The 12,780-nt window shown below is 68.8% G+C and carries 12 protein-coding genes; 5 read left to right on the forward strand and 7 right to left on the reverse strand.

The window, feature by feature from the left end:
* Positions 1-6 precede the first annotated feature (6 nt).
* The 6 genes from ACSSVZ_RS23230 to petA all read right to left on the reverse strand — a co-directional run bounded on the left by ACSSVZ_RS23230 (position 7) and on the right by petA (position 5,754).
* Complete coding sequence (locus tag ACSSVZ_RS23230; RefSeq protein ID WP_453973189.1) at positions 7-1,323, reverse strand: TRAP transporter large permease; 1,317 nt, start codon at positions 1,321-1,323, stop codon at positions 7-9.
* Between the two features lie 3 nt (positions 1,324-1,326).
* A complete protein-coding gene (locus ACSSVZ_RS23235; RefSeq protein WP_453973190.1) occupies positions 1,327-1,830 on the reverse strand; it encodes a TRAP transporter small permease in 504 nt (167 codons plus the stop codon).
* Between the two features lie 7 nt (positions 1,831-1,837).
* Positions 1,838-2,794, reverse strand: coding sequence for a TRAP transporter substrate-binding protein DctP (dctP, locus tag ACSSVZ_RS23240; RefSeq protein ID WP_453973191.1), 957 nt, complete (start codon positions 2,792-2,794; stop codon positions 1,838-1,840).
* Positions 2,795-3,022: 228 nt separating this feature from the next.
* Positions 3,023-3,871, reverse strand: coding sequence for a cytochrome c1 (locus tag ACSSVZ_RS23245; protein ID WP_453973192.1), 849 nt, complete (start codon positions 3,869-3,871; stop codon positions 3,023-3,025).
* 31 nt (positions 3,872-3,902) lie between these two features.
* Entirely contained in the window at positions 3,903-5,180 is a 1,278-nt protein-coding gene (locus ACSSVZ_RS23250) for a cytochrome b (protein ID WP_453973193.1), read from the reverse strand.
* 22 nt (positions 5,181-5,202) lie between these two features.
* Complete coding sequence (gene petA / locus ACSSVZ_RS23255) at positions 5,203-5,754, reverse strand: ubiquinol-cytochrome c reductase iron-sulfur subunit (RefSeq protein WP_453973194.1); 552 nt, start codon at positions 5,752-5,754, stop codon at positions 5,203-5,205.
* A 295-nt stretch (positions 5,755-6,049) separates the two neighbouring features.
* Here petA and ACSSVZ_RS23260 point away from each other — a divergent pair, with 295 nt between their 5' ends.
* Complete coding sequence (locus tag ACSSVZ_RS23260) at positions 6,050-6,511, forward strand: tRNA (cytidine(34)-2'-O)-methyltransferase (RefSeq protein ID WP_453973196.1); 462 nt, start codon at positions 6,050-6,052, stop codon at positions 6,509-6,511.
* A 57-nt stretch (positions 6,512-6,568) separates the two neighbouring features.
* Here ACSSVZ_RS23260 and ACSSVZ_RS23265 read toward each other — a convergent pair whose 3' ends face one another.
* Entirely contained in the window at positions 6,569-8,413 is a 1,845-nt protein-coding gene (locus tag ACSSVZ_RS23265) for an ABC transporter ATP-binding protein (RefSeq protein ID WP_453973198.1), read from the reverse strand.
* A 469-nt stretch (positions 8,414-8,882) separates the two neighbouring features.
* On the opposite strand from ACSSVZ_RS23265, the gene ACSSVZ_RS23270 reads away from it, so the two are divergent.
* From ACSSVZ_RS23270 to hemF, 4 genes are all read left to right on the forward strand, one after another.
* A complete protein-coding gene (locus ACSSVZ_RS23270) occupies positions 8,883-9,923 on the forward strand; it encodes a sensor domain-containing diguanylate cyclase (RefSeq protein ID WP_453973200.1) in 1,041 nt (346 codons plus the stop codon).
* A complete protein-coding gene (locus ACSSVZ_RS23275; protein ID WP_453973202.1) occupies positions 9,920-10,273 on the forward strand; it encodes a VOC family protein in 354 nt (117 codons plus the stop codon). The genes ACSSVZ_RS23270 and ACSSVZ_RS23275 overlap by 4 nt, the downstream gene beginning before the upstream one ends.
* A 328-nt stretch (positions 10,274-10,601) precedes the next feature.
* Complete coding sequence (locus ACSSVZ_RS23280; RefSeq protein ID WP_453973204.1) at positions 10,602-11,387, forward strand: Crp/Fnr family transcriptional regulator; 786 nt, start codon at positions 10,602-10,604, stop codon at positions 11,385-11,387.
* Positions 11,388-11,575: 188 nt separating this feature from the next.
* Positions 11,576-12,493: an oxygen-dependent coproporphyrinogen oxidase gene (gene hemF, locus ACSSVZ_RS23285; protein ID WP_453973206.1), complete on the forward strand. Its 918-nt coding sequence runs from the start codon at positions 11,576-11,578 to the stop codon at positions 12,491-12,493.
* Positions 12,494-12,780 lie beyond the last annotated feature (287 nt).

The raw sequence follows: 12,780 nt of genomic DNA on the forward strand, positions 1-12,780 counted from the left end.
AACGCCCTACCTGCCGAGCTGGCCCGGCAGCCACGTCCCCAGCGCCGGGATCGCCACCACCAGCGCCAGCACGACCAGCTTGATGATCAGGAACGGCGTCACCGCGGCGTAGATCTGGCGCATCCGGATCGATGGCGGCGCCACCCCCTGCATGACGAACAGCAGCAGCCCGAACGGCGGCGTCAAAAGCGCGATCTCCATCGTCAGCAGATAGACGACGCCGAGCACCAGCTCGTCGATCCCGGCCGACTTCGCCAGCGGAATGAACACCGGGATGGTCACCATCAGCATGCTGATCTGGTCGATGAAGCAGCCCAGGAACAACAGGATCAGGATCATCCCGACCAGGATCCACAGGGCGGAGAGGTCGAAGCCCTCGATGAGCCGGATCAGCCCGCCGGTGGCGCCGGAAAACGACAGGATCTGGCTGAAGGTCTGGCTGGCGGCGATGATGAACAGGATCATCACCGACAGCTTGACGGTCTCCATCACCGCCGTCCCGAGGGCCGCGAACGACATCGACCGGTAGGCGAAGCCGGCGGCGATCGCGGCCATGCAGCCCAGCGCCGCCGATTCGGTCGGCGTGGCCAGCCCGGTGAGCAGGCTGCCGATCACCACCACGAAGATGCCGGAGAGCGGCAGCACGTAGATCGCGAACGGCGTCCAGCGTTCCCGGAGCGTCATCGCCGGCTGCTCGTCGCGCGGCGCCAGGTCGGGCCGCACGGTGGCCGCGCCGGCGATGAACAGCACCGCCAGCACCGACAGGATGATGGCCGGGAAGATGCCCGCCACCAGCAGCCCGGCGATGGAGATGCCGGCGAGCGAGCCCAGCAGCACGGCCAGCGCCGACGGCGGGATCAGCATGGCGATCGCCCCCGACGCCATGATCGGCCCCATCGCCAGCGTCGGGTGGTAGCCGCGCTTCAGCATCGAGGGCAGCAGCGTCGAGCCGAGCATGGCCGTGTTGGCGATGGTCGAGCCCGACAGCGCGGCGAAGATGGTGCCGCCGAACACGGTCACCACCGACAGCCGGCCGGGGATCCGGGTGACGACGCGGTCGATGGCGTCGATGGCGCGGTGGGCGACCTTGGTCTGGAACAGGATCTCGCCCATCAGGATGAACAGCGGGATCGGCGCCAGCGAGAACGACGCGATCGACTGGGTGGCGTTGCGCGCCATCTGCACCAGCCCGTTCTCGCCGCCGAGGATGAAGTACGCCCCGGCGATGTTGACGGCGATGAAGGCGAACGCGACCGGCAGCCCGATCGCCAAGAGGGCGACGAGGCCGCCCAGCATGAGGAGGAGGGTGGTGGACCAGTCCATCGCCTAGATGCCGCTCGCTTGCCGGTCGACGACGTCGACGCCGGTGATCGTGCGGCGGGCGAACTCGAGCGCCAGCAGCGCGCCGGAGATCGTCGGCGCCAGCAGCGGCCACCATTCGGGATAGACCAGGATGCCGCGCACCATCGAGCCGCGCCCGTAGCTGACCATCACCGCCTGCAGGGCGCTCCAGAACAGCACCGCCGAGACGACCATGCCCAGCAGGCAGACGGCCCGGGCCAGGCGCCGCCGCGTCTCGATCGGCAGCGCCGTGGTGACCACGTCGACAGTGACGTGGGCGTTCTTCGACAGCACCCAGGGCGCGGCGAGGAAGGTCGCGGCGACCATGCCGGCCTCGATGAGGTCGACCATGCCGCGGAGCTGCGGCGCATCGAGCGCGCGCAGCGCCACGTTCACGGCGATCGCCGCCGCGATCAGCGAGAAGATCGCTCCCGCCAGGATGGCGAGAGCGTTCAGCACGAGCTGCAGGGATTGGGAAAAAAGGCGCATCCGCCGGCTAGTCGGTCAGACAGGCCCGGAGCTTCGCGGCGGTGTCGGCGTCGATGGCCTTGATCGCCTCCCAGCCGGCGTCCTGGGCTGTGGTCTCCCACTTCTCGCGGGCGGCGCCGTCCAGGGTGATGGTCTCGATGCCGGCCTCGGCCTGCTTGGCGAACTCCTCCTCGTTGGCCTTGGTGTTCTCGGCGTTCTTCGCCTCCACCCACTCGACGCCGCGCTGGAGCAGGTCCTTCTGCGCGTCGCCGAGGCCGTTCCAGGTGTCCAGGTTCATGATCAGGTCGACGTCGACCTGATAGAAGCCGGGGTCGACCCGGTACTTGGTCTGCTCGTCCCAGCCGAGGTCGAGGACGCCCTGGGCCGGCCAGCCGTAGCCGTCGATGGTGCCGCGCTCGAGCGCCGTGTAGACGTCGCCCGGCGCGGTGCGCACCAGGTTGCCGCCGAGCGATTCGAACATCGCCTGATAGACCGGCGTGGTGCGGATGGTCAGCCCGCTCAGGTCGGCGGTCTCGATCGGCTTGGTGAGGTACAGGTGGAACGGGATCCCGTCGCCGGTCCGGCCGAGATACTTGACGTTCATCTTCTCCTGGTGGAGCTGGTCGACCAGCTCGTAGCAGCCGTTCTGGCGCTGCTCCTGGATGGTGTTGGTGGCGAGCTTCAGCGCGTCGCCTTCCGGCAAAAGGTTGGTGTAGAACGCCGCCGTCACGTTGGCGATGTCGATCACCCCCGACGACACGGCGTTGCCCACCTCGAACGGCGGCACGGCTTCGGGCCCGCCGACCACGTTGATCTGCAGCACGCCCTTGCCGTTCTCGTTGATCCAGCCGACGAACGCCTTGAAGGGCCGGTCGAACGTGGTGTCGGCGGCGAACGCGCTGGCGCCGCGGAGCGTGACTTCCTCGGCGCTGGCGCCGATGCAGGTTCCGAGCAGCAGGGCGAGGCAGAGTGACGTCCGTTTCATGTGGTTCCTCCCATCGCGCGCCGCGGGCCCTCTCGTGTGGCCTTGACGCCGAAGTGCTTCGTCAGGTGGCGTTATAGTTCCATATTAGAATTGATGTGGACCGGACGGAAAGGCCGATCCTGCAGTTTTGTGCATGTTTTCGGTCCGGGCGTCGGCCGGAGGCCAATAAAAAACGCGCCCGGATCGCTCCGGGCGCGTTCGGCAGTCCGAGGTGGGTGCGGGTCCGGTTCAGTGGGCGATGTTGCTCCAGATCTTCCGCTTGGTGAAGTACAGCAGCCCGGCGAACACCAGCAGGAACAGCATCACCTTGAAGCCGGTCTGCTTGCGCGCCTCGAGCTTCGGCTCGGCCGCCCACATCAGGAACGCCGAGACGTCGCGGGCGTACTGGTCGAGGGTCTCCGGGGTGCCGTCGGTGTACTCGATCTGACCGTCGGAGAGCGGCGGCGGCATAGCGATCTGGTGACCGGCCAGGAAGGCCGTGTTGTAGTACATGCCCGGCGCCACCGTCACGCCCTCGGGCGGCTCGTGGTAGGAGGTGAGCAGCGCGTGCACGTAGTCCGGTCCGGCCTCCTGGTATTGGGTGAAGGCATCGAACACGAACGTCGGGAAGCCCGCGTGCGCGGCGCGCGCCTTGGCGATCAGCGACAGGTCCGGCGGATAGGCGCCGCCGTTGGCCGCACGCGCCGCCTGCTCGTTCGGGAACGGCGAGGGGAAATGGTCGGACGGCCGGGCCGGCCGCATGTACATCTCGCCGGAATCGTTCGGGCCGTCCTCGACCTCGTAGCCGTCGGCGATCTCCTTCACCGCAGCTTCCGGGAAGTAGGGTCCGCTCGGCGCCCCGAGGGTTCGGATCGCGACATATTCCATCGAGTGGCAGGCCGAACAGGACTGCTGATAGATCTTGAAGCCGCGCTGCAGCTGGGCGGGATCGTAGGTGCCGAACGGCCCTGAGAAGCTCCAGCGCTCCCTCGGGATGTGCGGGGCTCCGCCTTCCGCGGCGTGGGCCGACGGTACGGCGCCCAGGAGGAGGGCGCCGGTCAAACCGGCCGCAAGGGCCAGGCCGAGGCGAACGGTCATCTGAGTCTTCCGTTTCACAAGCATTCCTGGCTCACCCCTTGTCCGAAGGCGCGGCGGCGGATCCGGCCGGATGGGCGCTGCCGCCCGACTTCTTGCCGAGCACCGATTCGGAAATCGACGCCGGGAGAGGCCTGGTTCGCTCGACCAGCCCGAGCACGGGCAGGATGATGATGAAGAAGCCGAAGTAGTAGGCCATCGCGATCCGCGCCAGGATCACGTAGATCCCCTCCGCCGGCTGGGCACCGAGCCAGCCGAGGAACACGCAGACGATGGCGAACACCCAGAAGAACTGCCGGAACAGCGGCCGGAAGGCGCCGGACCGGACCTTCGAGGTGTCGAGCCACGGCAGGAAGAACAGCACGGCGATCGCCCCGAACATCGCGATCACGCCGCCGAGCTTCGACGGAACGGCGCGCAGGATCGCGTAGAACGGCAGGAAGTACCATTCCGGAACGATGTGCGCCGGCGTCACCAGCGGGTTGGCCGGGATGTAGTTGTCCGCGTGGCCCATGTAGTTCGGGATGTAGAAGAGGAACCACCCGAAGAACACGAGGAACACCACCATCGCGAACATGTCCTTGATGGTGATGTAGGGGTGGAACGGAACGGTGTCCTGCCCCGACTTCACCGACACGCCGGTCGGGTTGTTGTTGCCCGGAACGTGCAGCGCCCAGATGTGCAGGACGACCACGCCGAGGATCATGAACGGCAGGAGATAGTGCAGGGCGAAGAAGCGGTTCAGCGTCGGGTTGGCGACGGAGAAGCCGCCCCACAGCCACTGCACCACGGATTCGCCGATCAGCGGGATCGCCGAGAACAGGTTGGTGATCACGGTGGCGCCCCAGAAGGACATCTGTCCCCACGGCAGCACGTAGCCCATGAAGGCGGTCGCCATCATCAGCAGGAAGATCACCACGCCCAGCATCCACAGGATCTCGCGGGGCGCCTTGTAGGAGCCGTAGAACAGGCCGCGGAAGATGTGGATGTAGACGGCGATGAAGAACATCGAGGCGCCGTTGGCGTGCATGTACCGCAGCAGCCAGCCGTAGTTCACGTCGCGCATGATCTTCTCGACCGATGCGAACGCCAACTCGGTGTTGGCCGTGTAGTGCATGGCCAGCACGACGCCGGTCACGATCTGGACGACCAGCATCATCATCAGGATGGCGCCGAAGGTCCAGAAGTAGTTCAGGTTGCGCGGCGTCGGGAAATCGATCGCCTGCGCGTTCATGAGGGTCAGGATGGGCAGGCGCGAATCGATCCACTTCGCGAGCTTGCCCTGCGGCTGATAGGTCGAGTGTCCGGACATCGTTACCGTTCCTTCTCGCCCGTCAGCCGACCCGAATGACGGTGTCGGCGGTGAATGCGTAAGTCGGCACCAGCAGGTTCTCCGGAGCGGGGCCTTTGCGGATGCGGCCGGCGGTGTCGTAGGCCGAACCGTGGCAGGGGCAGAACCAGCCGCCATACTCGCCGGACTCGCCGATCGGAACGCAGCCCAGATGGGTGCAGATGCCGACCATCACGAGCCACGGCTCCTTGTCCGGGGCGGCCCGATTGCTGTCGATCGCAGGCGCATCGGCCTTCAGGTTCTCGTTGCGCGCGATCGGATCCTTCAGGTCCTCGAGGGGAACGCTCTTCGCTTCCTCGATTTCCTGTTCCGTCCGATACCGGATGAACACGGGCTTGCCGCGCCAGCTCACGGTGATCGACTGGCCCGGTTCCATGCTCGCCACGTCAACTTCAGTGGTCGCCATCGCCAGGGCGGCGGCGTCCGGGTTCATCTGGTCGATGAACGGCCACGCGACTGCCGCGACGCCCACTGCGCCGAACGCACCGGTTGCCAAATACATAAAGTCGCGGCGGGTCGGTTCCGACGAATCCATGCTCGCCAATGTCGGCTCCTCTCGATGCCGATGATGATCTTGTGTGCCGCGTGCGGGGCAGGCTCAGAGTGGCCATGCAGCATCCCCTCGACGGCCTTGAGGGACACCGCTGCTCACCGCGCGCGATCGGCTCTTTTAGAACCGCTTGCGTTTTTGCACCCCTTCATGCGGTTGTCCAGTAGCCAAGGTTGGCTTTGGACGGTTTGTCGCAAAATGCCGCTGCATTGGCTGCGGTGCTGGATTTCCGGGCCGTAACTATCCCCTGTTTCTCGCCGTTTGGTTGAATTGGCCCGTCATGCGCATCGCGCTCTACCAGCCGGACATCCCGCAGAACACCGGAACCATTCTCAGGATGGCCGCCTGCTTCGCGGTGACGGTGGACCTCATCGAACCGGCCGGCTTCTCGCTGACCGACGGGGCCCTCCGGCGGGCGGGACTCGACTATCTGGAGAAGGCCGCGCTGATGCGGCACCGGTCGTGGGCCGCCTTCCTGGCAGCGCACCGGGAGGCCGGCGGCCGCCTCGTGCTGTTCACCACGGCGGCCGACGCCGCCCACACCGCCGCCGCCTTCCGTGCCGACGACGTGCTGCTGTTCGGGCGCGAATCCGCCGGGGTGCCGGCCGAGGTGCACGCGGCGGCCGACCTCCGGCTCCAGATCCCGATGGTCGACGGCGCGCGCTCGCTGAACCTCGCCGTCTCCGTGGCGATCGCGCTGGGCGAGGGGCTCCGCCAGACCGGCGGTTTCCCGCCGGCCTGACGCGTCCAGGACAGGCGCGCCGGCAGAGAAACGCTGCCCGCTTTCCCTGATCCCGCGCTACACGGTCTCCGGCTCGATCTCGCCGAGGAAGCCGCCGGACTGGCGCGCCCACAGCCGCGCGTAGATGCCGCCGGCGGCGATCAGCTCCGCATGGCGGCCGGTCTCGACGATGCGGCCCGCGTCCAGCACCACCAGCCGGTCCATGCGGGCGATGGTCGACAGGCGGTGGGCGATGGCGATCACCGTCTTGTCGCCCATCAGCGCCTCCAGATCCTCCTGGATCGCCGCCTCGATCTCCGAATCGAGTGCCGAGGTGGCCTCGTCGAGAACCAGGATCGGCGCGTCCTTGAGGAGGACGCGGGCGATGGCGATGCGCTGGCGCTGGCCGCCCGACAGCTTGACGCCGCGCTCGCCCACGTGGGCGTCCAGGCCGCGCCGGCCGTTGAGGTCGACGAGGTCCGGCACGAAGCCGTCGGCGTGCGCCCGCTCCAGCGCCGTCTGGATCGCCGGGTCGCCGGCCGCCGGCAGGCCGTAGCGGACGTTGTCGCGCACCGAGCGGTGCAGCAGCGAGGTGTCCTGGGTCACCATGCCGATCGCCGCCCGCAGGCTCGCCTGGCTCACCTCGGAGATGTCCTGGCCGTCGATCAGGATGCGGCCGCCCTCCACGTCGTGGAAGCGCAGCAGGAGGTTGACCATGGTCGACTTGCCGGCCCCGGAGCGCCCGACCAGCCCGACCCGCTCGCCCGGCGCGATGGTCAGGCTCAGGTGGTCGATGACGCCGCGCGTCTGCCCGTAGTGGAACGACACGTCGTCGAAGCGGATCTCGCCGCGCGCCACCGCCAGCGGCTTGGCGTCCGGCTTGTCGATCACCGAATAGGGCCGCGAGATCGCCTCCATCCCTTCCGCCACCGTGCCGAGGTTCTCGAAGATCCCGGTGACCACCCACATGATCCAGCCCGACATGGCGTTGATGCGCATGACCAGGCCGGCCGCCAGCGCGATCGAGCCGATGCTGATCGTGCCGGCCTGCCACAGCCACAGCCCGGTGCCGAGCGTGGCGACGATCAGGAAGCCGTTGATCGAGACCAGCGCGACGTTCATGCCGGTGATCCGCCGGGTCATGAAGCGGAACTTCGCTGTGTGGTCGACGATCGCCTCGCGGGCGTAGTCGTCCTCGCGCTCGGCGTGGGCGAACAGCTTCACCGTCGCGATGTTGGTGTAGCTGTCGACGATCCGCCCGGTCAGCATCGAGCGGGCCTCAGACATCACCGTCGCCTGCTCCTTCACCTGCGGCACGAAGTAGGCGAGCACGCAGACGTAGGCGGCGATCCAGATGACCAGCGGCACGGCCAGCCAGACGTCGGCCTGGGCGAACAGGATCAGCGCGCTGCCGGTGTAGATGGTCACGTACCAGATGGCGTCGATCATCGAGACCACCGCCTCGCGCAGCGACGGGCCGGTCTGGATGATCTTGTTGGCGAGCCGCCCGGCGAAGTCGTTCTGGAAGAACGACAGGCTCTGGCGCAGCACGTAGCGATGGGTCTGCCAGCGGATCAGGTTGGTCATCCCCGGCTCCACCGCCTGGTGGACCATCAGCAGGTGCAGCGTGGCCGCCAGCGGCCGCAGGATCAGCGCCACGAACCCCATCATCAGCAGCGTGCCGCCGTGGCGGGAGAACAGCTCGGCCGGCGGCGTGTCGGCGAGCATGTCGACGATGCGGCCGATGAAGTCGAACAGGCTCACCTCGATCAGCGCCACGCAGCCGGCGACGACGAGCAGGACGGCGATCACCTTCCAGGCCTGGCGGACGAAGTGCCAGATGAACGGCAGCAGCCGGTCCGGCGGGCGCACCTGCGGCCGGTCGACGAGCGGATCGACGAGGGATTCGAAGAAGGACAGCATCGGAAGGCTCCAGGCAAACGGCAGCGAACGGGAAACCGCGCCGGATGCGGAGCCCGGCGGCCGCTCGATCACGACGATGCCGGGCCGGGGGCGGCCTGGCATCGGGACACGTGACCGGGTCGAATGGCCTAGAGCGGGAAGCGGGCGGAAAGACGGTATCGGTCTTTCCGCGCCGGGCTCTGGGCGCGGCCGCGGAGCAGGCATGGGCGCGTCAGTGCGAGGGCGTGACGCGAATCTGCATGTCGTTCTCCATGTGGGGCGCCAGCGCACCGTGGGAACGGTGCGCTGGCGCGGCCCCCGATCTACGCCAGTCGCGGGCCGAATGCACCCCCCGGCGCTCCGGATTTCGCCGGCTGTGGCCTTCCGGACACGGGTGGACGCCCGGAGGATGTCGGGCCCATCCTATGTTAAGAGCGGCTGGCCGGACACGGCTCTCGGACAAGACGGCACCACAGGGGAGACGGCACCGATGGCGGGCAAAGCAGGCGGCACGGACCAGGGCGGCGGCGCGGCGGGGCTCTCGCCGGCCGGAGCGGACAGGTGGGTCGGTCCCGATCTCTTCCGCATCCTGGTCGAGCACACCACCGACGTCCTCTGGCTGCTCGACGGCACCTACACGGCCCGCTTCGTCTCCGCCTCGGTGACGCCGGTGCTCGGCTGGAGCGACGGCGACCTGATCGGCAAGACGCCGGTGGACGTGGTCCACCCGGACGACATGCCGCGGATCGGCGAGGCCATGCAGCGGGCGATGGCGGGCGTCGTCGGGCCGCGCGAGCTCACCTGCCGCATCCGCCGCGCCGACGGCGCCTACGTGTGGGTGGAATGCCGCACCCGGGGCATCCGCGATCCCGCCTCCGGCGACGTGCTGGAAGGCGTCGTCATCGCCATGCGCGACATCTCCGAGCGGATCCGCTTCGAGGAGGAGCTCGCCCGCCAGGCGATGACCGACGGGCTCACCGGGCTCGCCAACCGGCGCGCCTTCGACCAGGCGCTGTCGGCCGGCTGGACGGCGGCGCTGGAGGTGGGCGGCGAGATCTCGCTGGTGCTCGCCGACATCGATTTCTTCAAGAGCTTCAACGACAGCTTCGGCCATCAGGCCGGCGACGACTGCCTGCGCATCGTCGGCCAGACCCTGAAGGCGGCGGTGGCCGACGTGCCGGGCGCGCTCGCCGCGCGCTATGGCGGCGAGGAGCTCGCTCTGGTGCTGCCGGCGGTCCCGCTGGAGGCGGCGATGGCGATCGCCGAGGCGGCGCGGGCGGCGGTGGAGGCCCAGAAGGTCCCCCATGGCCGCAACGAAGGGGGCCTGCATGTGGTCAGCCTGAGCCTGGGCGTCGCCTCGGCGCTGGCCCGCGACGGCGGCACCGTCTCGACGGCGGAGAGCCTGCTGCTCGCCGTCGACGGGGCGCTCTACAAGGCCAAGAGCGAGGGGCGCAACCGGGTCGCCGCCGCGCTCGTCATGGCGCAGAATGCCCATCCTTCCGGCTCCGAACCGAGGAGGCCGACGCCATGATCGTCCGCCGCATCGTCGCCAACGTCGCCGCCGCCGACCCGTCCGAGGCGGCCCGCTTCTACCGGGACGTGCTCGGCCTCGACGTCCTGATGGACCTCGGTTGGATCGTCACCTACGGCAGCGACGCCCCCATGCGGATCCAGATGAGCGTCATGTCCGAGGGCGGATCCGGCACGCCGGTGCCGGACCTGTCGATCGAGGTCGACGATCTCGACGAGGTGCTCGCCCGTCTGGAGGCGGCCGGGATCGGCCTCGCCTACGGTCCGGCCGACGAGCCCTGGGGCGTGCGCCGGGTGTTCGTCCGCGATCCGCTGGGCCGTCTCGTCAACATCCTCGTCCATCGCGGCTGACGCGGGGCCGCGAACGGGCTTGCGGTCGGCACCCTAATAAAAGCTAATGTGGTATGGCCGGCCGGCCGCTACGGTGCGTTTTGCTGCCGGGTGGGGCGCCGGCGGGCAGGCGCGACGGGCGCTGGCGGGCGACGCGGCCAGCCGGCACCGGGGCAGACGCGACCGTCGGCCCCCTCCAAGCCGCCGTCTGCCGCCGCTTGCCGACGCGGCGCCGGCCCCCGCGACGACGCGCCGCAGCCGCGGGCCGTCAGGGTACGGCAGGGCACCGGCCCGTCCGGCCGAATGGAACCGAAACGTCGAACGCAACCGACACCAGGGGGCATGCGATATGCTGGCGAACGAGAACCCGATGCTGCGCAAGCTGCGCGCGCTCGAGCCGTTCTCCGAGGCGGAACAACGCCTTCTGAACTCCCTCTTCACCCGCACCGTCACCGTGGGGCCGCGCCAGGACATCGTCCGGGAGGGCGACCGGGCGCGGGAATGCTGCATGCTGCTGTCGGGGCTCGCCTGCCGCTACGCGATGACGCCCGACGGAAAGCGCCAGATCACCGCCTTCATCGTTCCCGGCGACATCTTCGACATCCAGAGCTTCCTCCTGGAGGTGATGGACCACTCGGTCGCCTCGATCGCGCCGTCGACGGTGGTGATGATCCCCCATGAGTCGCTGATCGCCATCACCAAGGAGTCGCCGCGGGTCAGCCGCGCCGTCTGGAAGGAATCGCTGTTCGAGGCGGCGGTGTTCCGCCAGTGGATCGTCAACGTCGGCCGGCGCACCGCCTTCCAGCGCATCGCCCACGTGATGTGCGAGATGTACGCCCGCCATCGCCAGGTAGGCCTGGTCGATGGCGACACCGTCGTCTGGCCGATGACCCAGTCGGAGGTCGCCGACGCGACCGGCCTGTCGGTGGTGCACGTCAACCGCTCGATCCAGGCGCTGCGGTCGGAGGGGCTGATCACGCTCGCCGGCGGCCTGCTGACCATCCACGACTGGGAGGGGCTGGCGCACGCCGGCCAGTTCGAGGGCCACTATCTGCAGGCCGGCCTGCTGGACGACGCCGCCCCGGCCACCGGCGGCAAGACCCCCACCGGCATCTACGCCGACCGGGATCGGTGAGGACCGGGATGAGCCGGCCGGATCCGGCCGGGCGAACCGTCGACGTTCGCCGGCAGGGTCCGTCCGAACCGGCCGGGCGGGAACACGGCCGGCCGGCGCTGGTCTCCCTTCCCGACGCGGCGCCCGCCCTTGCGCTCCTCCGCCCTTTCGGCCACACCGGCCGCGTCATCTGCTGAAGGTCTGAGACCATGGTGAATTCGAAGGTGCCGGACCGGCCGCTTCCCGACGATCTGGAGGGGAAGAAGGGCCGGGCGAAGGACTGGTTCGAGACGCTGCGCGACCGGATCTGCGCCGACTTCGAGGCGCTGGAGGTTGAGGCCGACGGCGCGCCGGGCACCGGCGGCTGCCCCGCCGGGCGCTTCGAGAAGGCGCCCTGGGACCGCACCGACGCCGACGGCACCCACGGCGGCGGCGGTGTCATGAGCATGATGGGCGGCCGGGTCTTCGAGAAGGTCGGCGTCCACACCTCCACCGTCCACGGCACCTTCTCGGAGGAGTTCCGCAAGCAGATCCCCGGCGGCGACGAGGACCCGCGCTTCTGGGCCTCGGGCATCTCGCTGATCGCCCACCCGTGGAACCCCAACGTGCCGGCCGTGCACATGAACACCCGCATGGTGGTGACGACGCGCCAGTGGTTCGGCGGCGGCGCCGACCTGACGCCGGTGCTGGAGCGCCGGCGCACCCAGGACGACCCGGACACGGTCGCCTTCCACAAGTCGATGGAGGCCGCCTGCGCCCCCCACGCGGTGGCCGACTATCCCCGCTACAAGGGCTGGTGCGACGAGTATTTCTTCCTGAAGCACCGCAATGAAATGCGCGGCATCGGCGGCATCTTCTACGACTATCTGAGCACCGGCGACTGGGACGCCGACTTCGCCTTCACCCGCGCGGTGGGCGAGGCCTTCGCCGACATCTATCCCGTCCTGGTGCGCGCCAACGTGCAGACCCCGTTCACCGAGGCCGACCGCGACGAGCAGCTCGTCCGGCGCGGCCGCTACGTCGAGTTCAACCTCCTCTACGACCGCGGCACCATCTTCGGCCTGAAGACCGGCGGCAACGTCACCTCGATCCTGTCGTCGATGCCGCCGCTGGTGAAGTGGCCGTAAACGGTCTGGTTTGTTTTCCCCTCACGCCGAGTGCGCTGGCGCGCACCGGCTCCGGGAGGGCGGCCTGATCTATTCCCCTCACGCCGAATGCGCTGACGCGCATCGGCTCCGGGAGGGCGGCCTGACCGGCCGGCGCGCGGTCGCGCGCTGGTGGGAGATGTCCTGACAGGCCCCGCGCGTGGCACTCGGACCCCACCCCAAACTCCGCTCATTCCCGCGAAAGCGGGAATCCAGGGCCGCACACCGCAGCCTAAAGCGGGGATCCATAGGGCCTGTCGAATGGCGCC

It is taken from the genome of Amorphus sp. MBR-141 (assembly GCF_053628695.1).

Coding starts and splice junctions, on each gene's coding strand:
- ACSSVZ_RS23245 (WP_453973192.1), bottom strand. CDS start 3,871: ATGACCGTTCGCCTCGGCCTGGCCCTTGCGGCCGGTTTGACCGGCGCC.
- ACSSVZ_RS23275 (WP_453973202.1), top strand. CDS start 9,920: ATGATCGTCCGCCGCATCGTCGCCAACGTCGCCGCCGCCGACCCGTCC.
- ACSSVZ_RS23265 (WP_453973198.1), bottom strand. CDS start 8,413: ATGCTGTCCTTCTTCGAATCCCTCGTCGATCCGCTCGTCGACCGGCCG.
- ACSSVZ_RS23280 (WP_453973204.1), top strand. CDS start 10,602: ATGCTGGCGAACGAGAACCCGATGCTGCGCAAGCTGCGCGCGCTCGAG.
- ACSSVZ_RS23230 (WP_453973189.1), bottom strand. CDS start 1,323: ATGGACTGGTCCACCACCCTCCTCCTCATGCTGGGCGGCCTCGTCGCC.
- ACSSVZ_RS23250 (WP_453973193.1), bottom strand. CDS start 5,180: ATGTCCGGACACTCGACCTATCAGCCGCAGGGCAAGCTCGCGAAGTGG.
- ACSSVZ_RS23270 (WP_453973200.1), top strand. CDS start 8,883: ATGGCGGGCAAAGCAGGCGGCACGGACCAGGGCGGCGGCGCGGCGGGG.
- hemF (WP_453973206.1), top strand. CDS start 11,576: ATGGTGAATTCGAAGGTGCCGGACCGGCCGCTTCCCGACGATCTGGAG.
- petA (WP_453973194.1), bottom strand. CDS start 5,754: ATGGATTCGTCGGAACCGACCCGCCGCGACTTTATGTATTTGGCAACC.
- ACSSVZ_RS23260 (WP_453973196.1), top strand. CDS start 6,050: ATGCGCATCGCGCTCTACCAGCCGGACATCCCGCAGAACACCGGAACC.
- ACSSVZ_RS23235 (WP_453973190.1), bottom strand. CDS start 1,830: ATGCGCCTTTTTTCCCAATCCCTGCAGCTCGTGCTGAACGCTCTCGCC.
- dctP (WP_453973191.1), bottom strand. CDS start 2,794: ATGAAACGGACGTCACTCTGCCTCGCCCTGCTGCTCGGAACCTGCATC.